Here is a 21906-nt window from a genome sequence, read left to right on the forward strand (position 1 = left end):
CCGCCGGGCGCCCGCCGGCGCCCCCCTCCCAGCCCCCCCCCCCCCCCCCCCCCCCGGGGGCCCCCCGCCCCGGGGGGGGGCGGGCCGGGCCGCCCCCCCCCCCCCCCCCCCCCCCCCCCCCCCCCCCCCCCCCCCCCGCCGCTCCGTTGCCGGCCGGGGTGAACGTGCGCGCACCGCCGTTGACCTGCCCCGCGCCACCAGGCCGCCGTCCCGGGCCCCGGCAGCGGCCCGGGCGGGCACCGGCCCACCGGCACGGCGGCGGGAACCGCAACCCTTCTGACTTCCCCGGCACGGCCCGCGCACACCCCGCCGTTCCCTCGCGGTGTGACGTGTGGCACCATCTTGGCCACCCCACCGGCACAGCCCTCAGGAGACACTCCTAGTGCAGCCTTCCGCCGTTCCGGAGCTCGCCCACACCCACACCCGGCCCATCCACTGGCTCGCCACCGCCACGGCGCTCGCCGGCGTGGTGGCCCTCTCCTCGGTCCTGCAGCCGGGCGCCGCGACGGCCGCCCAGCCGGCCGCCCCCGAGACCAGAAGCGCCCCCGCGCCCCTGGCCGCGCCCGACCCGGCCGCGGTGGAGTTCCCCCTGGAGTGCGGCCCCGTGAAGGCCGTGGTGCAGAAGAAGGCGTCCGGGGACCTCGACGGCGACGGCCACCCCGAGACAGTGGCCGTGGTCCACTGCGACTCCCCGATGGGCACCCCGCCGGACGGCGTGTACGTCCTCACCCGCGGTGGCGCCGACGGCGAGCCGCGTGTGGTGGCCACCCTGCTCGACCCCGAGGACGGCACCACCGTCGGCGACTTCGCCGTCCGCGCGGGCGCGGTGACGGCCACGCTCCTCGGCTACTCGTCCCCGGACGTGCCGCGTTGCTGCCCCGACGAGAAGAGCGACGTGAAATGGCGTTGGCAGGACGGCGCGTTCGTCCGCTCCGCGCAGTCCGGCGCCCGCAGCGTGTGAAGCCCGTGTGGCCGAGGTGTGTGAGATATCAGACAGTCGTGACGCACGGTGGAGAACTGGTCACTCCGCGTCGGGGCCGTAGACCTCGGCCTTGTCCGAAACTCGCCGTACGTGGATGCACTCGCCCGGACACTCCTTCGCCGAGTCGATCACATCCGTGAGGAGCGGCAGCGGAACGGGCGTTGTCGCGCCCTTGTCCTGGAGCAACTCGTCGTCGGCGCTCTTCACATAGGCCAGACCGTCGATGTCCAGCTCGAACACCTCGGGCGCGTACTGGGCGCAGATGCCGTCACCGGTACACAGGTCCTGGTCGATCCAGACCTCCAGCGCCTCGCCCGCGACCCCGGCCTCCTGCTGCACGCTCATGTCTCCTGCCGTTTCATGCGTCGAGCCGCACCGGGAATCCGGCCAGCTCCGACGGGTGTTGAACGCTTCGACCGTACCTGAGGCTGGGTTCCAATCATGTTCGCTGGGTATCCCCCTGGCGTGAGGGAGAGCGCAAGGGTGAAGATCGGACACACCCCGACCGTCTTTGTGATCTAGGGGTTTCAATCGACACCCGCCCAGGTAGGGTCTGGAAGCGTCCAGCTCCCCTTGGAGGAGGTGAGGACCGTGGCAGCCCACGACGACGACATGAACCGCGGCATCCGCCCGGGACGCGGGTCCGACGACCCGGCCGGGCAGATCGCCTACCTTGAGCAGGAGATCGCCGTCCTGCGACGCAAGCTCGCCGACTCTCCGCGACACACGAGGATTCTCGAAGAGCGGATCGTCGAGCTGCAGACCAATCTGGCCGGCGTGTCCGCGCAGAACGAGCGACTCGCGAACACGCTCCGTGAGGCACGGGACCAGATCGTCGCCCTCAAGGAGGAAGTCGACCGGCTCGCACAGCCGCCGGCCGGCTTCGGAGTCTTCCTGACGGCGAACGAGGACGGCACCGCCGACATCTTCACCGGCGGCCGCAAGCTCAGGGTGAACGTCAGCCCCAGCGTCGAGCTCGAGGAGCTCCGGCGCGGCCAGGAAGTAATGCTCAACGAAGCGCTCAACGTGGTCGAGGCCATGGAATTCGAGCGCGTCGGTGACATCGTCACCCTCAAGGAGATCCTCGAGGACGGCGAGCGGGCCCTGGTGCTCGGGCACACCGACGAGGAGCGGGTGGTGCGGCTCGCCGAGCCGCTGCTGGACGTCACCATCCGCCCCGGCGACGCCCTGCTCCTGGAGCCCCGCTCCGGATACGTCTACGAGGTCGTCCCCAAGAGCGAGGTCGAGGAGCTCGTCCTCGAAGAGGTCCCCGACATCGGCTACGAGCAGATCGGCGGTCTCGGCGGCCAGATCGAGGCCATCCGGGACGCCGTCGAGCTCCCCTACCTCTACCCGGACCTGTTCAAGGAGCACGAACTGCGGCCGCCCAAGGGCGTGCTGCTGTACGGACCCCCTGGATGCGGTAAGACACTGATCGCCAAGGCCGTGGCCAACTCGCTGGCCAAGAAGGTCGCCGAGGTGACCGGCCAGGCCGCCGGCAAGAGCTTCTTCCTCAACATCAAGGGCCCCGAGCTGCTCAACAAGTACGTCGGTGAGACGGAGCGGCAGATCCGCCTCGTCTTCCAGCGGGCCCGTGAGAAGGCCAGCGAGGGCACCCCCGTCATCGTCTTCTTCGACGAGATGGAGTCCCTCTTCCGCACCCGTGGCTCCGGTGTCAGCTCGGACGTGGAGAACACCATCGTCCCGCAGCTGCTCGCCGAGATCGACGGTGTGGAGGGCCTGCAGAACGTGGTCGTGATCGGTGCCTCCAACCGCGAGGACATGATCGACCCGGCCATCCTGCGCCCCGGCCGGCTGGACGTGAAGATCAAGATCGAGCGTCCGGACGCCGAGGCGGCCAAGGACATCTTCGGCAAGTACCTCACCGAGCGCCTCCCGCTGCACGCCGACGACCTCGGCGAGCACGGCGGCGACAAGGGTGCCACGGTCCAGAACATGATCCAGACGGCCGTCGAGCACATGTACGCCGAATCCGAGGAGAACCGCTTCCTCGAGGTCACCTACGCCAATGGTGACAAGGAAGTCCTGTACTTCAAGGACTTCAATTCCGGCGCCATGATCGAGAACATCGTCGGCCGTGCCAAGAAGATGGCGATCAAGGACTTCCTCGAGAAGAACCAGAAGGGCCTTCGCGTCTCCCACCTCCTCCAGGCCTGCGTGGACGAGTTCAAGGAGAACGAGGACCTGCCCAACACCACCAACCCCGACGACTGGGCCCGGATCTCCGGAAAGAAGGGCGAGCGGATCGTGTACATCCGTACGCTCATCACCGGAAAGCAGGGCGCGGACACCGGACGCTCCATCGACACGGTGGCGAACACCGGTCAGTACCTGTAAAAGGCAGGGCGGCTGCGGGTGCCCGTCGCGGGTACCCGCAGCCGACTGTTTTTCAGGCCACGGCTGGAGCAACGCAATGACGCAAATGATCTCCCCACCAGCGCAAAGGCGTTCTAGGCTCTTGCGTACCGCCGAGTCGCGCAGTGCGGGGACGGGTACCGCACACGCAACCGAGCGCCAGCGGTATCTGAGTGGCGCCCACGACCGAGGGTGCCGCCGGGCAAGGAGGGCCGCATGACCGTACGGCGAGTAATGGGCATCGAGACGGAGTACGGGATCTCCGTCCCCGGCCACCCCAACGCCAATGCCATGCTCACCTCGTCCCAGATCGTGAACGCCTACGCGGCGGCGATGCACCGGGCCCGCCGGGCCCGCTGGGACTTCGAGGAGGAGAATCCGCTGCGGGACGCGCGAGGCTTCGACCTCGCCCGTGAGGCCGCCGACTCCAGCCAGCTCACCGACGAGGACATCGGCCTGGCCAACGTGATCCTCACCAACGGTGCACGGCTCTACGTCGACCACGCCCACCCCGAGTACAGCTCTCCCGAGGTGACCAACCCGCGGGACGCGGTCCTCTGGGACAAGGCCGGCGAGCGGATCATGGCCGAGGCCGCGGAGCGGGCCGCGCAGCTCCCCGGTGCCCAGCCGATCCACCTGTACAAGAACAACACCGACAACAAGGGCGCGTCCTACGGCACGCACGAGAACTACCTGATGAAGCGGGAGACCCCCTTCTCGGACATCGTGCGCCATCTGACGCCCTTCTTCGTCTCCCGCCAGGTCTTCGCCGGAGCGGGCCGCGTCGGCATCGGCCAGGACGGGCACGAGCACGGCTTCCAGCTCAGCCAGCGGGCCGACTACTTCGAGGTCGAGGTCGGGCTGGAGACGACGCTCAAGCGCCCGATCATCAACACCCGCGACGAGCCGCACGCGGACGCCGAGAAGTACCGGCGCCTGCACGTGATCATCGGTGACGCGAACCTGTCGGAGATCTCGACCTATCTGAAGCTGGGCACGACGTCGCTGGTGCTGTCGATGATCGAGGACGGCTTCATCGCCGTCGACCTGGCCGTCGACCAGCCCGTGCGCACCCTCCACCAGGTCTCGCACGACCCGTCCCTGAAGCGCCTGGTCACGCTGCGCAGCGGCCGTACGCTCACGGCGGTCCAGCTGCAGATGGAGTACTACGAGCTCGCGCGCAAGTACGTGGAGGAGCGCTTCGGCGCGGACGCCGACGAGCAGACCAAGGACGTCCTGTCCCGCTGGGAGGACACCCTCACCCGTCTGGAGCACGACCCGATGAGTCTGGCCGGGGAGCTGGACTGGGTCGCGAAGCGGGAGCTGATGGAGGGCTACCGCCGCCGGGACGACCTCGACTGGGACGCGGCCCGGCTGCACCTGGTGGACCTCCAGTACGCCGACGTACGGCCCGACAAGGGCCTGTACAACCGTCTGGTGGCGCGGGGGCGCATGAAGCGGCTGCTGACCGAGGAGGACGTCGAGCGGGCCCGTACGGTGCCGCCGGAGGACACCCGGGCGTACTTCCGCGGGCGCTGCCTGGAGCAGTACGCGGACGACGTCGCGGCCGCCTCCTGGGACTCGGTGATCTTCGATCTGCCGGGGCGGGACTCGCTGCAGCGCGTCCCAACCCTGGAACCGCTTCGCGGAACGCGTAATCACGTCAAGGAGCTCCTGGACCGCTGCCGTACCGCGGAAGACCTGGTCAGGGTGCTTTCGGGAGGATGAACGCGAGCAGTGGGTACTCGGGTCGGGCCCGCCGGACAGGGTGGAAAATCCCTGGTCCGGGAATCATCGAGGTGGTCCCCGTACGTTGGAGCAACTGCGGGGCCATGGTCGGACCCGGCGAGTAGGGTCTGATCTTGACCGAGCAACTGTGTCGGGCGAACCGAGCGGGGTGAGGGATATGGCGACCAAGGACACCGGCGGCGGACAGCAGAAGGCCACCCGGTCCACCGAGGAGGTCGAGGAGCAGGCGGCAGAGGCGCAGGCTTCCGAGGACCTCAAGGAGCGTCAGGAGAAGCTGAGCGACGACGTGGACTCGGTCCTTGACGAGATCGACGACGTCCTCGAGGAGAACGCCGAGGACTTCGTGCGGTCCTTCGTGCAAAAGGGTGGCCAGTAAGGCGCCTGTGCCTTCATTCCGAAGGTGAATGGGGTGCGCGGGTGACGGGCGGAGCGCGGAGCGCTGCGCGCGGGACAGGGCGTGACGCGTTGTCCTCGTGTGCGGCGCTCCGGGCGTCCGGCGGAGCCCGGTGGCCCGCCGCCGAGCGCGGCGGGCAAGTGCGGCGTCGCTCCGGCGGAGTTGGGGGCGCCGGGCATGTGGATCACCGCCGCAGGACGGGTAGGGTCCGTGGCATACCGTGCCCCCGGTCGCAACCGGACCGGGGTTGTTCCAAGCATCGGCCCGACGTCACAGGGCGGGCTGTCGCATACGTGGAAGGAATCGCGTGGAAGCCAACACTCGTAGCACCGGGCGTCTACCAGCTGCCTTCCTGACGCCAGGCTCTTCCTCCTTCATGGACTTCCTGTCCGAGCACCAGCCGGAGATGCTGCCGGGCAACCGGCAACTGCCCCCCACGCAGGGCGTGATCGAGGCACCGCACGGGACCACGATCGTCGCCGTGACGTTCCCCGGCGGCGTCGTCCTGGCCGGTGACCGGCGGGCCACCATGGGCAATGTCATCGCGCAGCGGGACATCGAGAAGGTCTTCCCCGCCGACGAGTACTCGGCGGTGGGCATCGCCGGCACGGCGGGTCTGGCCGTGGAGATGGTGAAGCTCTTCCAGCTGGAGCTGGAGCACTTCGAGAAGGTCGAGGGCGCACAGCTGTCCCTGGAGGGCAAGGCGAACCGGCTGTCGACGATGATCCGCTCCAACCTGGGCATGGCCATGCAGGGACTGGCCGTCGTCCCGCTGTTCGCCGGGTACGACGTCGACCGGGAGAAGGGCCGGATCTTCTCCTACGACGTCACGGGCGGGCGCTCCGAGGAGCACGGATACGCGGCCACCGGCTCCGGCTCGATCTTCGCGCGCGGCGCGATGAAGAAGCTCTACCGGGACGACCTGAGCGAGGACGAGGCCACGACGCTCGTGGTGCAGGCGCTCTACGACGCGGCTGACGACGACTCGGCGACCGGTGGTCCCGACGTCGCCCGCCGGATCTATCCCATCGTCACCGTGATCACCGAGGACGGCTTCCGCCGGCTCTCCGAGGACGAGGCGTCGCAGATCGCGCGCTCGATCCTGGAGCGGCGGCTGGAGCAGCCGGACGGTCCGCGGGCCGCGCTGCTGTGAGCGGCGGGCTGTCGTGACGAGGTGGTCCAGTGAATCGACGGAATCCTGAAGAGAGGGACGGATAACCGGTGTCGACGCCGTTCTATGTCTCACCCCAGCAGGCCATGGCCGACCGGGCGGAATACGCCCGGAAGGGCATCGCCCGCGGTCGCAGCCTGGTCGTGCTGCAGTACGCCGACGGCATCGTGTTCGTCGGCGAGAACCCGTCCCGTGCGCTGCACAAGTTCAGCGAGATCTACGACCGGATCGGCTTCGCGGCCGCCGGCAAGTACAACGAGTACGAGAACCTGCGGATCGGCGGCGTGCGCTACGCCGACCTGCGCGGTTACACCTACGACCGGGACGATGTGACGGCCCGGGGCCTGGCCAACGTGTACGCGCAGACGCTGGGCACGATCTTCTCCAGCGCGGCCGAGAAGCCGTACGAGGTGGAGCTGGTGGTGGCCGAGGTCGGGGAGACGCCCGACGGCGACCAGATCTACCGGCTGCCGCACGACGGGTCCATCGTGGACGAGCACGGCTCGGTCGCGGTCGGCGGCAACGCGGAGCAGATCAGCAGCTACCTGGACCAGCGGCACCGGGACGGCATGACGCTGGCGGAGGCGCTGAAGCTGGCGGTGCAGTCGCTGTCGCGCGACACCAACGGCAGCGAGCGGGAGATCCCCGCGGAGCGGCTGGAGGTGGCGGTGCTGGACCGGACGCGGCCGCAGAAGCGCAAGTTCAAGCGCATCAGCGGGCGCCAGCTGTCCCGGCTGCTGGAGGAGGCGGCCGCGGCGGGTGGTTCGGACACGGCGTCGAAGGACGCCGAGTAGTCGTGCCTGACAGCTGCGCACGGCATCGACGCCCCGGTCACGTTGTGGCCGGGGCGCGGTCGTGTGGGGGCGCGCGTGCCTGCGCGTGGCGCCGGGTGTGGGTCGGGGCCGCGCCGGGGGCCGCGGGAGCGTGGTGGCCCGCCCAGCGGGTCGCGGACCCGGCCAGCCTCCGTCGCACCGCCGCGTACGGCTAACGCGGCGGGGCCGTGGAGCCCCGGGTGACCAGCCGTACCGGGATGTCCCCGCTCTCGGGCTCGCGGTCCTCCAGGACGGCCAGCAGGGCCCGCATGCCCCGTTCCCCGAACAGCTCCGCGTCCAGGCGGACCGTCGTCAGCTCCGGGTCGATCGCCGTGGCCAGGGCCAGGTCGTCCAGGCCGGTGACCGACAGGTCGTCCGGGACGCGCAGGCCGAGGCGGCGGGCGGCCTTGTAGACGCCCGCGGCCAGGAGGTCGTCGTCGCAGACCACGGCCGTGGGATGCGGCCCTGGGGCTGACAGGGCGGCTTCCGCCACGGGTACCGCGCGCTCGATGGAGATGGGGGAGCGGGCCGTGGAGACCGAGGTGCCCGGCACTCCGGCCAGGCGGGCGGCGAGTTCCCGGGACCGCACCTCGAACGTCCAGGACGGTACGTCCGCCGCGAGGTGGAGGAAGCGGCGGTGGCCCAGGGCCAGCAGGTGCTCGGCGACCTGGCGGACACCGTCGGCGATGTCCAGGTTGACCGTCGCCGCGCCGAGGCTGCCCGCAGGGTCGCTGTCCAGCATGACCAGGGGGAGCGCCTCACCGCGGATCGCGGTCAGCGCGTCCGCCGCCATGGACGAGGCGATGACGCCGTCCAGGGCCGCCTGTGCGGAGGCGAACGGGTTACGGGCGGGGCCGATGCCCTCGGGGGAGGGGTAGAGGACCACGCCGAAGCCGTGTTCGGCGGCGACCCGGGACGCGCCCGTGTAGACACCCGCGAAGAACTCCGTGGTGAGGGCCGGGACCACCAGCAGGACCGTGCGCGTGCGGCCCAGCCGCAGGTGGCGGGCGGCCAGGTTCGGGCGGTAGCCCAGGTCGCGGGCGGCCTCGCGGACGCGTGCCGCGGTCGTCTCCGAGACGCGGCCGCGCCACTTGTCGCCCAGGACCAGCGAGACGGCCGCCTGGGAGACGCCGGCGGCCTGGGCGACGTCCCGGCTCGTGGGGCGGGTGCTGCCTCGTGCCACCGTGGGCCTGCTCTTTCGTATGGACGCGTGAACAGCGGACATGGTACGTATGGAACTCGACGTTATACGTAAAACCTAGGGCGGGGACATGGCCACGGGATACCTGGAGATCCTTCGGGCGCGACACGCCGCCCGGCTGCTCGTCGGCACGCTGGTCGGGCGGCTGCCCAACGCCACGGCCGCCATCGCGATCGTGCTCTTCGTGCGCGCGGAGGGCGGCACGTACAGCCTGGCCGGCGCGCTGGCGGCGGTGTACGGCGTGGCCAACGCCGTCGGTCAGCCGGTGCTGGGACGGCTCGTGGACCTGCGCGGGCAGCCGCGGGTGCAGCTGCCCGCCGCCGTGCTGTCGGCGCTGGCGATGGCGGCCTTCGCCTTCTCCGGCCCGGGTTCCCTCCCGCTCGCGTACCTCGCCGTGGCGGCCGCCGGTCTGTTCACGCCGCCCCTGGAGGGCGGGCTGCGGGCGCTGTGGCCCTCCGTGCTGCGCCGGGAGGACCAGGTGCACACGGCGTACGCCATGGACGCCGTGGCCCAGGAGGTGATGTTCACCGTCGGGCCGCTGCTGGTGACGCTGTGCGTGTCCCTGTGGTCCGCGCAGGCCGCCCTGCTCGTGCTGAACGTCATCGGGGTGCTGGGGGCGCTGTCCGTGGTCGTGTCGCCGCCCTCGCGGGCCTGGCGGTCGGCGCCGCGCGAGGCCCACTGGCTCGGCGCCCTGCGCTCGGCGGGGCTGCTGGCGCTGCTCGCGGCGTTCCTGTTCATCGGGATGGCGCTGGGGTCCATCACGGTCGCCTCCGTGCCCTACGCGGACGACCACGGCGGCGACGCCGTGTACGGGTGGCTGATGGCGGCGCTGGGCTTCGGCGCGCTGGTGGGCGGTGCCGTGTACGGGGCCCGGCAGTGGGCCGGTGAGCCCGCGCGGCGCCTGCGGGTGCTGGTGGCCCTCCTGGTGGTGTGCTACCTGCCCCTGATGCTCATGCCGGACGCGGTGCCCATGGTGGCGCTGACCGCGCTCGCCGGTGTCTTCCTCGCGCCCGCCATCGCCTGCGCGTTCGTCCTGGTCGACCGGCACGCCCCGCGCGGCACGGTCACCGAGGCGTTCTCCTGGCTGGTGACCACGTTCACCGTGGGCCACTCGGTCGGAACGGGCGTCGCGGGGCCCGTCGTGGAGGCGGGCGGGGCGCAGTGGGGCTTCGCCGTGCCGGCCGTCGCGGGTGGCGTGTCCCTGCTGGTTTTGGCCGCCACAGGACGGGTAGTCGCAGCTCCCGGCCAGGGAGCGGTCGTTGTGGCCGGTTCGGAAAATGATCCGAACCGTGCCGTCGAACCCCGTTTCAGTTCAGGGGATCGGGCGTAATGTTCCCTCATGGACCGCCGCATTTTCGGGCTGGAGAACGAGTACGGCGTCACGTGCACGTTCAGGGGACAGCGCCGCCTGTCTCCTGACGAGGTGGCGCGGTACCTCTTCCGCCGTGTCGTGTCATGGGGCCGCAGCAGCAATGTCTTTCTGCGAAACGGCGCCCGCCTCTATCTCGACGTGGGATCGCATCCGGAATACGCCACACCCGAATGTGACAACCTGATCGAACTGGTCACCCACGACAAAGCCGGCGAGCGCATTCTCGAAGGACTCCTGGTGGACGCCGAACGACGCCTGCACGAGGAGGGAATCGCGGGCGACGTCTACCTCTTCAAGAACAACACCGACTCGGCGGGCAACTCCTACGGGTGCCATGAGAACTATCTCGTGGCGCGGCACGGGGAGTTCTCGCGTCTCGCGGACATTCTGATCCCGTTCCTGGTCACGCGGCAGTTGCTGTGCGGCGCCGGCAAGGTGCTGCAGACACCGCGCGGGGCCGTGTACTGCGTCAGCCAGCGGGCCGAGCACATCTGGGAGGGCGTCTCCTCGGCGACGACCCGCTCCCGGCCGATCATCAACACCCGCGACGAGCCGCATGCGGACGCCGAGCGCTACCGCCGGCTGCACGTCATCGTGGGCGACTCCAACATGTCCGAGACGACCATGCTGCTCAAGGTCGGCGCCACCGACCTGGTGCTGCGCATGATCGAGGCGGGCACGGTGATGCGGGACCTGACCCTGGAGAACCCCATCCGGGCCATCCGGGAGGTCAGCCACGACATCACCGGCCGCCGCAAGGTCCGCCTGGCCAGCGGCCGCGAGGCCTCCGCCCTGGAGGTGCAGCGCGAGTACTACGAGAAGGCCCTGGACTTCTGCGAGCGCCGCGGCATCCGCACCGGCACCGTGGAGCGGGTCCTGGAGCTGTGGGGCCGCACGCTCGACGCGATCGAGTCCGAGGACCTCGACCGCATCGGCACCGAGATCGACTGGGTCATGAAGTACAAGCTCATCGAGCGCTACCGGGCCAAGAACAACATGACCATGTCGCACCCCCGGGTCGCGCAGATAGACCTCGCCTACCACGACATCCACCGCCGTCGTGGCCTGTACTACCTGCTCGAGAAGAAGGGGCAGGCGGCCCGCGTCTGCAACGACTTGAAGATCTTCGAGGGCAAGTCCGTCCCGCCGCAGACCACTCGGGCCCGGCTGCGCGGCGACTTCATCCGGCGCGCCCAGGAGCAGCGCCGCGACTTCACGGTCGACTGGGTGCACCTCAAGCTCAACGACCAGGCGCAGCGCACCGTGTTGTGCAAGGACCCGTTCCGGTCGGTGGACGACCGGGTGGAGAAGCTGATCGCCGGAATGTGAGCCGGCCGACCGGCCGGGAAAACCGCCGGAACGCCACACGGGCGCCGTACGTTACCAGTACGGCGCCCTGCTCACGCCGTAGAGTTGCGCGCACTTCCATCCAAGAGATCAACCGATTACGAGGCCCCCACAGTGCGCCGACGCTCACTTCTTCTCACCGTGCCCGCAGGTCTGGCCACGCTCGCCGCGTGCGGCGACGACAAGTCCGACTCGAGCAAGGCCAGCGACAGCCCGTCGCCCTCGGCGTCCGGCCCGTCCGCCGCTCCGTCGCCGAAGATCGTCGACGGCCCGCTGCCCCAGGTCACGGCCGGCACCAAGTTCGACGAGAAGCCCACGGTCGCGAAGGGCGGCGGCGAGCCGTCCAAGGACCTCGCGGTGAAGACCCTCATCGCGGGCAGCGGCAGGACCGTCGCGGAGAACGACTTCGTCGTCGCGAACTACCTGGGCCAGGTGTGGAACACCGCCAAGGTCTTCGACAACTCCTACGACCGCAAGGCCCGTCTGGCCATCCAGCTCACCCAGGGCCAGATCATCGACGGCTGGCGGTACGCGCTGGCCGGCAAGAAGGCCGGCAGCCGCGTCCAGATGGCCGTCCCGCCCACCTGGGGCTACGGCACGCAGGGCAACGCACAGGCGGGCATCAAGGGCACCGACACGCTGGTCTTCGTCGTCGACATCCAGGACGCGTTCAACGCCACCAGCTCGGCCAAGGGCAAGGAGGTCCCGCAGCAGAACGCGGATCTGCCCAAGGTCGGCACCAACACCGACGGCAAGGCCCCCTCCATCGAGGTGCCCAAGACGGCCGCCCCGAAGAAGCTCGTCGCGGAGTACGTCCTGGAGGGCGACGGCGAGGAGGTCGCCGCCGAGAACAGCGTCCTCGTGCAGTACAAGGGCGTGCTGTGGGACGGCGGCAAGGAGTTCGACTCCTCGTACGCCAACAAGCAGCTCGTGTCGTTCTCGCTGCAGCAGGTCGTCAAGGGCTGGGCGCAGGGCCTGACCGGCAAGAAGGTCGGCAGCCGGGTCCTGATCGTCATCCCGCCGGCGCTGGGCTACGGCGACAACCCGCCGCAGGGCAGCGGCATCAAGAAGGACTCCACGCTGGTCTTCTCGGTGGACATCCTCGCGAAGCTGTGAGGCGTGCGGGATGTAAGACTGTGCGTGTTCGCCTTTTCGCAGACAAGCAGGAGCAGCAGACGTGAGCATCGACAAGCCCGAGATCGACTTCCCGGGCGGCGAGCCCCCGGCGGACCTCGAGATCAAGGACATCTGGGAAGGCGACGGCCCGGTCGCGCAGGCCGGCCAGACCGTCACCGTGCACTACGTGGGTGTCGCCTTCAGCACGGGTGAGGAGTTCGACGCCAGCTGGAACCGCGGCACTCCGTTCCGCTTCCCGCTGGGCGGCGGCCGGGTCATCAAGGGCTGGGACCAGGGCGTGCAGGGCATGAAGGTCGGCGGCCGCCGCCAGCTGACCATCCCCGCCCACCTCGCCTACGGCAACCAGAGCCCGACCCCGGCGATCAAGCCCGGCGAGACGCTGATCTTCGTGGTCGACCTGCTCGGGGTCTGAGCAAGGACCGACAGACTCGATCACCTGGGGCCCATGCCTGCTCGGCATGGGCCCTCGGCTTTTGCCGTACCACCCTGTGGCGGTACGGTCATCGCTCGTAAGCACCATAGGGAGGCGAAGCGCGTCGATGGCCATTGCCAAGGCCGAGCGGCTGATGAACCTGGCACTGTGTCTGCTCGGGACCCGCCGGCCGCTCAGCAAGCGCGAGCTGCGTGACTCCATCGAGGCCTATGTCGAGGCCTTCGGGCCGGGCAACGGCCCGTCCGGTTCCGACGACTCGTTCAACCGCATGTTCGAGCGGGACAAGGACGACCTGCGGGAACTCGGCCTGGTGATCGAGACGGTCGAGAGTCTGGAGGGCGAGGTGGGCTACATGGCCCGCCGCGACAGCAACCGCCTCCCGCCGATCACCCTGGACGCCGAGGAGGCCGCCGCGCTCGGGCTGGCCGCCAAGGTGTGGCAGCAGGCCCGGCTCGCTGGCGCGGCCAGCGGCGCCCTGCAGAAGCTGCGCGCGGCCGGACTGCCCGAGGACGTCGACCCGTACGGCTCGCACGGCGCGCTGGAGCCGCGGATCCCCGTGCACGAGGCGGCGTTCGAGCCGCTGATGCTGGCCTGCCGGGACCGGCGGCCCGTCGTCTTCGACTACCGCAAGGCGACGGCCGCCCACCCCGAGCAGCGGCACGTGGAGCCGTGGGCGCTGGAGTGCTGGCGGGGCCACTGGTACCTGGCGGGCTGGGACCGCGACCGGGGCGCCGAGCGGGTGTTCCGGCTGTCCCGGATCACCGGCAAGGTCCGCTCCCGCGGCGGCCGCTACACCGCCCCCGTGCCGGACGTCGTCACGGTCCGGGAGACCGTCGCCGGCTGGGCCGGGGAGATCGCCGACCGCTCGGCCCGGATCCGGCTGCGCTCCGACGCCGGGTACCCCCTTCGGGCGAAGGCCACCTCCGTCCGGGAACTCGGCGACGGCTGGGACGAGTTGGAGATTCCGTACGGCCACGGGCTGGACGCCTGGCTGGTGGAGTTCGGGCCGGACGTGGTCGTCCTGGAGCCCGCCGAGCTGCGGGCCGACGTGGTGGACCGGCTGCGGGCCGTGGCCAAGGGCTGAGGGGGAGCGGAGCGACAGTGGCAGGCAAACCGGTCAGGGCCGTGAACGCCATCGACCAGACCCGGCGGATGCTCTCCCTGGTGACGTATCTCAGGGAGCGCCCCGGGGCGAGGATCGAGGACGTCGCGCGCGCCTTCGGCATCACCGAGGACGAGCTGGTCTCGGACCTCGACGTGCTGCCCATGTGCGGCACGAGCTTCCGCGGCGGCGATCTGCTCGACATCGACACCGACGGCGAGCGCATCTGGTGGCACAACCCGGCCGCGCTCGCGGCGGAGGCCGCCGAGCCGCTGCGCCTCGCCGCCGACGAGGCCACCGCGCTGCTCGTCGCCGCCCGGGCCGTGGCCACCCTGCCCGGACTGCGCGAGAGCGACCGGCAGGCGCTGCTGCGGGCGACGGCCAAGGTGGAGACCGCGGCAGGCGAGGCCGCGGGCGCCAGTTCGCGGCTGTCGGTGACCTTCGAGTCCGAGGGCGGTGTCTTCGCGGACGTCGACCGGGCGATCGCCGAGCGCCGCCGGCTGTGGATCCGCTACTACTCGCCCGCCCGCGACGAGGTCACCGAGCGGGAGATCGACCCGATCCGCCTGGTCAGCGTCGGGCACACTTATGTCGAGGCCTGGTGCCGCCGTTCCGAGGCGCGCCGCACGTTCCGGCTGGACCGTGTCGCCGAGATCAAGATCCTGGACGAGCCGTCCGCACCGCCCGAGATAGAGCTGCGCGACCTGTCCGAGGCGCTGGTGCAGCCCGCGGCCGAGGACCCCGAGGTCGTGATCGAGGTCGGGCCCGGCGGCCGCTGGGTCGCCGAGTACTACCCGCACGACAGTGCGGATGAGCTGGCGGACGGCGGGCTGCGTATCACTCTGCGGACGCCCGAGCCGGCGTCGCTGCGCCGCCTGGCGCTGCGGCTCGGACGGGACGGCCGGATCGTCTCCCCGCCGGAGCTGGCCGACAGCGCCCGGCAGGCGGCCCGTGAGGCACTGGCGGCGTACGACGGCGTCGAGGCCGCCGGTGCCGCCGCCGCGAGTGAGCCGGCGGGAACGGCCGTCGCGACCGAGGCGCCCGCCGCGGCCGTCGCGACCGAGGTGCCCGTGGTACCGGAGGCGCCCGTCGCACCCGGGGCGCCCGAGGTGCGTGACGGTCCCGGGGCACAGGCCGTCGCGGCGGCGCAGGCGGTTCCGGACGGACCGGGCGGCGGACGCGGGTGAGTCCGGGCGCTCACCGCACGGGCGGTCCGCGGAGGCCGCCGCGTGCGGCCCCGGAGGCGAACGACCCCAGAAAGAGGAGCGAGGGCTGTGACCGAGTCGGCGACGTCCGGTGCGCGGGGCATGACGGTGGAGTCCGCGTTCGCCGGGATGAGAAGCGTGTCCCCCGTGGTGTTCCGGGCGGGCTGCCCGGACTGCCGGGAGCGCTTCGAGCTCACCGCGAGCGCCCTGCGCCTGGCCATCGGCGCCACGAGCCGTACGACCTTCTACTCCTTCACCTGCCCGCAGTGCGGCGCGTCCGTCCGCAAACCCGCGGGGGAGCGGATCGTGGAACTGCTCACCGGTGGCGGTGTGCGGACCCTGCGGCTGCACTCCACCGTCTAGAGGGTCGCGGCGTCCGGCCCGGCGGGACGGTCTAGGCTCGGCGTCATGTTCTGGCCGATGTTCGCGATCGCTGTGGGTTTCGTGGGTCTCGCCGTGCTCGGGGTGCTCGCCGTACGGGTGTTCGTGGAGGCCCAGCGCCTGGGCAGGCAGGTCACTGACTCGGCGCGCCGGATCAACCGGGCCGCCGAGGACCTGGAGCGGGCCGCGGAGAGCGCCGCCCGGTCCGTGGACGCCCTGTGAGCCGTCGGGCAGGCGGCCGTGCGGCGCGCTTTGCGCCACTTCGCCCTGTCATCCCGCCGGTTCGGGCAGGTACCCTGCTGGTCGCGGTCCGGTTAACGAGGCACGGGTCGCGGACGGGAGTACGCACAGGGATTGCAGAGGGATTGCCTCACGTTCACCCCCGGGCGTTACGATCGCTGTCGAGACGATCGTTCGGACATGTGTCCGACCAATCGGACAGCACCCCACCACAGCCGCCTCGGTGAGAAGGTAAAGACTTATGTTCGGAAGGCTCGGAGCCCCCGAGATCATTCTCATCCTCGTCGTCATCATCCTGCTGTTCGGCGCGAAGAAGCTTCCGGACATGGCTCGGTCGCTCGGCAAGTCGGCCCGCATCCTCAAGAGCGAGGCCAAGGCCATGAAGGACGAGAACAAGTCGTCCACGACCCCGGCCGGCCCGCCCAACACCGACGAGCCCGCGCAGCGCACCATCCAGGCCGCCCCCGGTGACGTGACCAGCTCGCGCCCGGTCAACGAGCCGACGGACACGACCAAGCGCTGACGCAGGGCCGGTGACCTCCGGCCCGCCGCACGAGATGGGAACGTGGGTTGCTGAAGTCTGCCCGCAAGAAGGAGAAGGACCCCGAGGGGCGGATGCCCCTCGCGGAGCACCTTCGCGAGCTCCGCAACCGGCTCGCCAAGGCGATCCTGGCGATCGTCGTCGTCACCGTCTTCGCCGCGTTCTTCTACAACGACATCATCAACTTGATCACCGAGCCGATTCTCGACTCGGTCGGCTGCGACAAGACCTTCGCGGAACTGGCCAAGTCGCAGGTGGGCACCGAGCCGTGTGCCCAGATCACCATCAACGGCCTGCTCACGCCCTTCACGCTGGCGCTGAAGGTGTCCCTCATGGCCGGTGTCGTGCTGGCCTCGCCGGTCTGGCTCTACCAGCTGTGGGCCTTCGTCGCGCCCGGACTGCACCGGCACGAGAAGAAGTACGCCTACGCCTTCGTGGCCACGGGCGCCCCGCTGTTCATCATCGGCGCCTACTTCGCGTACACGGTCCTTCCCACCACCGCCAAGGTCCTGCTCGAATTCACGCCGGGCGGCACGTCCAACCTCCTCCCGCTGGACGACCTGCTCGACCTGGTCATGCGGATGGTGCTCGTCTTCGGCCTCTCGTTCGAGCTGCCGCTGCTGCTGGTCATGCTCAACCTCACCGGCGTGATCAGCGGCAAGCGCATGCTCGGCTGGTGGCGCGGCATGATCATGGGCATCACGGTCTTCGCGGCCGTCGCCACGCCCAGCACGGACCCGCTGACCATGCTGGCGCTCGCGGCGCCGATCTGGATCCTGTACTTCGCGGCCGTCGCCTTCTCCCTCGTGAACGACCACCGCCGCAGCCGGCGCGAGGCCCTCGGCCCGGCCGACGACGAGGCCTCCGAACTGGACCTCACCCCCGAGGACATCGGCGAGATCGAGCCCGTGACGACCAGCCGGGCCGCCCTGCCCGAGCAGGCGAGCGCGGACCGGACGGAACGCGTCAACGGTTATGACGACGTGACCTGAGGACCGGCGGGCAGCTCATAAGGTCACTCTCGTGACCAGCGAGATCACCCTCTTCGTCAACCCCACCGCGGGCCGCGGCCGGGGCGCCCGCGCGGCGCAGCCGGCCGCTTCCGCGTTGCGGGCGGCCGGTTTCTCCGTCCGCACCGTGCTCGGCGAGGACGCCGACGACGCCCTCGTCCGCGCGCGTGCCGCCGTCGAGGGCGGCACCGGGGCGCTGATCGCCGTCGGCGGCGACGGCATGGCCGGGCTCGCGCTGCGGGCGGTCGCGGGCACGCGCACCCCGCTCGGCCTGGTCGCCGTCGGCACCGGCAACGACTTCGCCCGCGCCCTCGGACTGCCCGTGCGCCGGCCGGACGCAGCGGGCCGCATGATCGCCGATGCCCTGAAGTGCGGCCGGATCCGGGAGGTCGACCTCGGCCGGGTCGGTGACCGCTGGTTCGGCACGGTCCTCGCCTCCGGCTTCGACTCCCGCGTCAACGACCGCGGCAACCGGATGCGCCGGCCCGCCGGGCGCCTCAAGTACGACCTGGCGATGGTGGCCGAGCTGGCGGCGTTCCGGCCCCTGCCGTACCGCATCCGGCTCGACGACGGCGAGGTGCGCGAGATCGAGGCCACGCTGGTGGCCGTCGGCAACGGCTCCTCCTACGGCGGTGGCATGCGGATCTGTCCCGGTGCCGACCTGACCGACGGGCTGTTCGACATCACGGTGGTCGGTGACTGCAGCCGCACGACGCTGCTGCGGGTGTTCCCGAGGGTGTACCGGGGGACGCACGTCGACCACCCCGCGGTGACGGTGCTGCGGGCGGCCCGGGTCGAGATCGCCGCCGAGGACGTCACCGGCTACGCCGACGGCGAGCCGCTCGGTCCGCTGCCGCTGACCGCGCGCTGCGTACGCGGGGGCGTCCGGATCATCGGCCCCTGAGCCGCCGCCGCGCGGTCCATGGGGTGCGTCGCCCCGGCGGGCTCCTGGGATTCGTCGCCGCGGCAGGTTCCTGGGATTCGTCGCTGCGGTGGGCTCCTGGGGACTCGTCGCCGTGGCGGGCCCCTGGACTCGTTGCGCGTGGTCTTTCGAGGGCGTCGCCCCGGGCCCTGGGGCTCATTGCCGGGGGGCCCTGGGACGTGCCGTCCCGCGCGTGCCTGGGGCGCGCCACCGCGGCGGGGTCCCCGGAGCCGTCGCCCCGCCGTTCCCTGGGACCTGTCACCGCGCCGCTCCCTCGGTTCGTCGCCCCGCGGGTCGCCGGGGCTCGTCGGCCAGCGGTCCTCGGGGCGCGTGGCCCCGGGGGGTCCCGGAACGCGTTGCCGCGTGGTCCCTCGCACTCGTCGCCCCGGCGGACCCCTGGCCCCCCACGCCGTGCGGTCCCCGGGAAGCGGCGGCTCCGTTCGTGGGAGCTGCCGTTCCGGCCGGCCGCGAGTCGGTCGTTCCCGGCCCCGGTCCCGTCGCCCCGCCGAGGGCCCCGGAGATCGGCGCATCGCGGGTCCGGTGTCCCTGAGCTGCGTCGATCGCCGGGCTCCCGGGAACGGATCCGGATAATGATCGTCCTGTTGTCAGTGCGGCCCGGTACGCTCGAAAGCACGATGACAGAGGATCTCTCACCGGCCGAGCGGTACGCGGCAGCCCGTAAGCGCGCTGCCGAGCAGGCCACCGCGCTCGCCTCCTTCCGCGAGATGTACGACTTCGGCCTCGACCCCTTCCAGATCGAGGCCTGCCAGGCGCTCGAAGCGGGGAAGGGCGTCCTGGTGGCCGCGCCCACCGGCTCCGGCAAGACGATCGTCGGCGAGTTCGCCGTCCACCTCGCCCTCCGGCAGGGCAAGAAGTGCTTCTACACGACACCCATCAAGGCGCTGTCGAACCAGAAGTACGCCGACCTGTGCCGCCGCTACGGCACGGACAAGGTGGGCCTGCTCACCGGCGACAACAGCGTCAACTCCGACGCCCCGGTGGTCGTGATGACCACCGAGGTGCTGCGGAACATGCTGTACGCCGGTTCCCAGACCCTCCTGGGCCTCGGCTACGTGGTCATGGACGAGGTGCACTACCTCTCCGACCGGTTCCGGGGCGCCGTCTGGGAAGAGGTGATCATCCACCTGCCCGAGTCGGTCACACTGGTCTCGCTCTCGGCGACCGTGTCGAACGCCGAGGAGTTCGGCGACTGGCTCGACACGGTCCGCGGCGACACCGAGGTGATCGTCTCCGAGCACCGGCCCGTGCCGCTGTTCCAGCACGTGCTGGCCGGGCGGCGGATGTACGACCTGTTCGAGGAGGGCGAGGGCCACAAGAAGGCCGTCAACCCCGACCTCACGCGCATGGCGCGCATGGAGGCGAGCCGGCCGTCGTACCAGGACCGCCGGCGCGGCCGTCTGCGGGAGGCCGACCGCGAGCGCGAGCGCCGACAGCGCTCCCGGGTGTGGACGCCGAGCCGGCCCGAGGTCATCGAGCGGCTCGACGCCGAGGGGCTGCTGCCCGCCATCACCTTCATCTTCAGCCGCGCCGCCTGCGAGGCCGCCGTCCAGCAGTGCCTGTACGCGGGCCTGCGGCTCAACGACGACGAGGCGCGGCACCGGGTGCGCTCCCTGGTGGAGGAGCGCACGGCGTCCATCCCGCGCGAGGACCTGCACGTCCTGGGCTACTACGAGTGGCTGGAGGGCCTGGAGCGCGGTATCGCCGCCCACCACGCGGGCATGCTGCCGACCTTCAAGGAGGTCGTCGAGGAGCTGTTCGTGCGCGGCCTGGTCAAGGCCGTGTTCGCGACCGAGACGCTCGCCCTCGGCATCAACATGCCCGCCCGCTCGGTGGTCCTGGAAAAGCTCGTCAAGTGGAACGGCGAGCAGCACGCCGACATCACCCCGGGCGAGTTCACCCAGCTGACGGGCCGGGCCGGGCGGCGCGGCATCGATGTCGAGGGCCACGCGGTGGTGCTGTGGCAGCGCGGCATGAACCCCGAGCACCTGGCCGGTCTCGCGGGCACGCGCACGTACCCGCTGCGCTCGAGCTTCAAGCCGTCGTACAACATGGCGGTCAACCTGGTCGAGCAGTTCGGGCGGCACCGCTCGCGCGAGCTGCTGGAGACGTCGTTCGCGCAGTTCCAGGCGGACAAGTCGGTCGTCGGGATCTCGCGTCAGGTGCAGCGCAACGAGGAGGGCCTGGAGGGTTACAAGGCCTCGATGACCTGCCACCTCGGCGACTTCGAGGAGTACGCGCGGCTGCGCCGCGAGCTGAAGGACCGGGAGAACGAGCTGGCCCGGCAGGGCGCGGCGCAGCGGCGCGCGGAGGCCGCCGTCGCGCTGGAGAAGCTGAAGCCCGGTGACGTCATCCACGTGCCCACGGGCAAGTTCGCGGGCCTGGCGCTGGTGCTGGACCCGGGCCTGCCCGCGGGCCGTTCCAACGGCCATCGCGGCTTCGACCACCACGACGGGCCGCGCCCGCTGGTGCTGACCGCCGAGCGGCAGGTGAAGCGGCTGGCGGCCATCGACTTCCCGGTGCCGGTGGAGCCGCTGGAGCGGATGCGGATCCCGAAGACCTTCAACCCGCGCTCCCCGCAGTCCCGTCGGGATCTCGCCTCGGCGCTGCGCACCAAGGCCGGGCACATCCCCGCCGACCGGCACCGCAAGCGGCGCTCCCAGGCGGCGGACGACCGCGAGATCGCCCGGCTGCGGACCGCGCTGCGCGCCCACCCGTGCCACGGGTGCAGCGACCGGGAGGACCACGCCCGCTGGGCCGAGCGGTACCACCGGCTGCTGCGGGACACCTCGCAGCTGGAGCGGCGGATCGAGGGCCGGACGAACACGATCGCCCGGACGTTCGACCGTATCGTCGCGCTGCTGACCGAGCTGGACTACCTGCGCGCGGACGAGGTCACCGAGCACGGCAAGCGGCTGGCGCGCCTGTACGGCGAACTCGACCTGCTGGCCAGCGAGTGCCTGCGCGAGGGCGTCTGGGAAGGGCTCGGCCCGGCCGAACTCGCCGGATGCGTCTCGGCGCTGGTCTACGAGTCGCGCGTCGGGGACGACGCGATGGCGCCGAAGCTGCCGACGGGCAAGGCCAAGGCCGCGCTGGGCGAGATGGTGCGGATCTGGGGGCGGCTGGACGCGCTGGAGGAGGAGTTCCGGATCACCCAGACCGAAGGGGTCGGGCAGCGCGAGCCCGACCTCGGCTTCGCCTGGGCCGCGTACGAGTGGGCCTCAGGGAAGGGGCTCGACGAGGTGCTGCGCGAGGCGGAGATGCCGGCGGGGGACTTCGTGCGGTGGTGCAAGCAGGTCATCGACGTGCTGGGGCAGATCGCGGCGGCGGCGCCGCAGGGGTCCTCCGTGGTGAAGAACGCGCGCAAGGCCGTCGATCTGCTGCTGCGGGGAGTCGTCGCCTACTCCTCGGTGGGGTGACCGCGCCCACCTCGTACTGAAGCCCGTACTGAAGCCCGTACCGAAGCCCATTCACCCGTCACGGTGAGTGGGCTTTCGTACGCGAGTTCGTGAT

The 21906-nt window shown here is 71.0% G+C and carries 20 protein-coding genes; 18 read left to right on the forward strand and 2 right to left on the reverse strand.

Going from position 1 to position 21906, the window contains the following annotated elements; translation table 11 throughout:
• The first annotated feature begins 382 nt into the window (after positions 1 to 382).
• On the forward strand, positions 383 to 961 hold the full coding sequence (locus ACIGAN_RS18875) for a hypothetical protein (protein ID WP_365737053.1): 579 nt from the start codon (positions 383 to 385) through the stop codon (positions 959 to 961).
• 60 nt (positions 962 to 1021) lie between these two features.
• On the opposite strand, the gene ACIGAN_RS18880 is transcribed toward ACIGAN_RS18875, so the two are convergent.
• Positions 1022 to 1327, reverse strand: coding sequence for a ferredoxin (locus tag ACIGAN_RS18880; RefSeq protein ID WP_399858837.1), 306 nt, complete (start codon positions 1325 to 1327; stop codon positions 1022 to 1024).
• A gap of 246 nt (positions 1328 to 1573) precedes the next feature.
• Here ACIGAN_RS18880 and arc point away from each other — a divergent pair, with 246 nt between their 5' ends.
• The 5 genes from arc to prcA all read left to right on the forward strand — a co-directional run bounded on the left by arc (position 1574) and on the right by prcA (position 7466).
• A complete protein-coding gene (arc, locus tag ACIGAN_RS18885; protein WP_114251065.1) occupies positions 1574 to 3340 on the forward strand; it encodes a proteasome ATPase in 1767 nt (588 codons plus the stop codon).
• A 234-nt stretch (positions 3341 to 3574) separates the two neighbouring features.
• Positions 3575 to 5086 carry a depupylase/deamidase Dop gene (dop, locus tag ACIGAN_RS18890; protein ID WP_399858841.1) on the forward strand — a complete coding sequence of 504 codons (1512 nt, stop codon included), beginning with the start codon at positions 3575 to 3577 and terminating at the stop codon, positions 5084 to 5086.
• Positions 5087 to 5264: 178 nt separating this feature from the next.
• Positions 5265 to 5483, forward strand: coding sequence for a ubiquitin-like protein Pup (locus ACIGAN_RS18895; protein ID WP_030244016.1), 219 nt, complete (start codon positions 5265 to 5267; stop codon positions 5481 to 5483).
• Positions 5484 to 5808: 325 nt separating this feature from the next.
• Positions 5809 to 6654 carry a proteasome subunit beta gene (gene prcB, locus ACIGAN_RS18900; RefSeq protein WP_365090761.1) on the forward strand — a complete coding sequence of 282 codons (846 nt, stop codon included), beginning with the start codon at positions 5809 to 5811 and terminating at the stop codon, positions 6652 to 6654.
• 68 nt (positions 6655 to 6722) lie between these two features.
• Positions 6723 to 7466: a proteasome subunit alpha gene (gene prcA, locus ACIGAN_RS18905; RefSeq protein ID WP_399858844.1), complete on the forward strand. Its 744-nt coding sequence runs from the start codon at positions 6723 to 6725 to the stop codon at positions 7464 to 7466.
• Positions 7467 to 7656: 190 nt separating this feature from the next.
• Here the strand turns inward: prcA and ACIGAN_RS18910 are convergent, their stop codons facing one another.
• Positions 7657 to 8667 (reverse strand): LacI family DNA-binding transcriptional regulator, encoded by a 1011-nt coding sequence (locus tag ACIGAN_RS18910; protein ID WP_365737047.1) that lies wholly within the window; start codon positions 8665 to 8667, stop codon positions 7657 to 7659.
• Positions 8668 to 8755: 88 nt separating this feature from the next.
• Here ACIGAN_RS18910 and ACIGAN_RS18915 point away from each other — a divergent pair, with 88 nt between their 5' ends.
• From ACIGAN_RS18915 to ACIGAN_RS18970, 12 genes are all read left to right on the forward strand, one after another.
• Positions 8756 to 10015, forward strand: coding sequence for an MFS transporter (locus tag ACIGAN_RS18915; protein WP_399858847.1), 1260 nt, complete (start codon positions 8756 to 8758; stop codon positions 10013 to 10015).
• Between the two features lie 9 nt (positions 10016 to 10024).
• Positions 10025 to 11386, forward strand: a complete 1362-nt coding sequence (pafA, locus tag ACIGAN_RS18920; protein ID WP_365090770.1) for a Pup--protein ligase — start codon at positions 10025 to 10027, stop codon at positions 11384 to 11386.
• A gap of 132 nt (positions 11387 to 11518) precedes the next feature.
• A complete protein-coding gene (locus ACIGAN_RS18925) occupies positions 11519 to 12520 on the forward strand; it encodes an FKBP-type peptidyl-prolyl cis-trans isomerase (protein WP_399858850.1) in 1002 nt (333 codons plus the stop codon).
• 61 nt (positions 12521 to 12581) lie between these two features.
• On the forward strand, positions 12582 to 12953 hold the full coding sequence (locus ACIGAN_RS18930) for an FKBP-type peptidyl-prolyl cis-trans isomerase (RefSeq protein WP_019754140.1): 372 nt from the start codon (positions 12582 to 12584) through the stop codon (positions 12951 to 12953).
• A gap of 127 nt (positions 12954 to 13080) precedes the next feature.
• Complete coding sequence (locus ACIGAN_RS18935; RefSeq protein WP_365737040.1) at positions 13081 to 14058, forward strand: helix-turn-helix transcriptional regulator; 978 nt, start codon at positions 13081 to 13083, stop codon at positions 14056 to 14058.
• 41 nt (positions 14059 to 14099) lie between these two features.
• Positions 14100 to 15263: a helix-turn-helix transcriptional regulator gene (locus ACIGAN_RS18940; RefSeq protein WP_399859188.1), complete on the forward strand. Its 1164-nt coding sequence runs from the start codon at positions 14100 to 14102 to the stop codon at positions 15261 to 15263.
• Between the two features lie 87 nt (positions 15264 to 15350).
• Complete coding sequence (locus tag ACIGAN_RS18945) at positions 15351 to 15644, forward strand: hypothetical protein (RefSeq protein WP_365090782.1); 294 nt, start codon at positions 15351 to 15353, stop codon at positions 15642 to 15644.
• Positions 15645 to 15689: 45 nt separating this feature from the next.
• Positions 15690 to 15884, forward strand: coding sequence for a hypothetical protein (locus ACIGAN_RS18950; protein ID WP_365090785.1), 195 nt, complete (start codon positions 15690 to 15692; stop codon positions 15882 to 15884).
• Between the two features lie 259 nt (positions 15885 to 16143).
• The gene (tatA, locus tag ACIGAN_RS18955; protein WP_351365575.1) at positions 16144 to 16425 is read left to right on the forward strand and encodes a Sec-independent protein translocase subunit TatA; all 282 of its coding nucleotides are present in this window, start codon (positions 16144 to 16146) and stop codon (positions 16423 to 16425) included.
• A gap of 47 nt (positions 16426 to 16472) precedes the next feature.
• Positions 16473 to 17435 carry a twin-arginine translocase subunit TatC gene (gene tatC / locus ACIGAN_RS18960; RefSeq protein ID WP_365090789.1) on the forward strand — a complete coding sequence of 321 codons (963 nt, stop codon included), beginning with the start codon at positions 16473 to 16475 and terminating at the stop codon, positions 17433 to 17435.
• A gap of 31 nt (positions 17436 to 17466) precedes the next feature.
• Positions 17467 to 18357 (forward strand): diacylglycerol kinase, encoded by an 891-nt coding sequence (locus tag ACIGAN_RS18965; RefSeq protein WP_365737034.1) that lies wholly within the window; start codon positions 17467 to 17469, stop codon positions 18355 to 18357.
• Between the two features lie 608 nt (positions 18358 to 18965).
• Positions 18966 to 21812 (forward strand): DEAD/DEAH box helicase, encoded by a 2847-nt coding sequence (locus tag ACIGAN_RS18970; protein ID WP_365090795.1) that lies wholly within the window; start codon positions 18966 to 18968, stop codon positions 21810 to 21812.
• Positions 21813 to 21906: the final 94 nt, after the last annotated feature.

Source organism: Streptomyces sp. NPDC085931 (genome assembly GCF_044540565.1).
GTDB lineage: Bacteria > Actinomycetota > Actinomycetes > Streptomycetales > Streptomycetaceae > Streptomyces.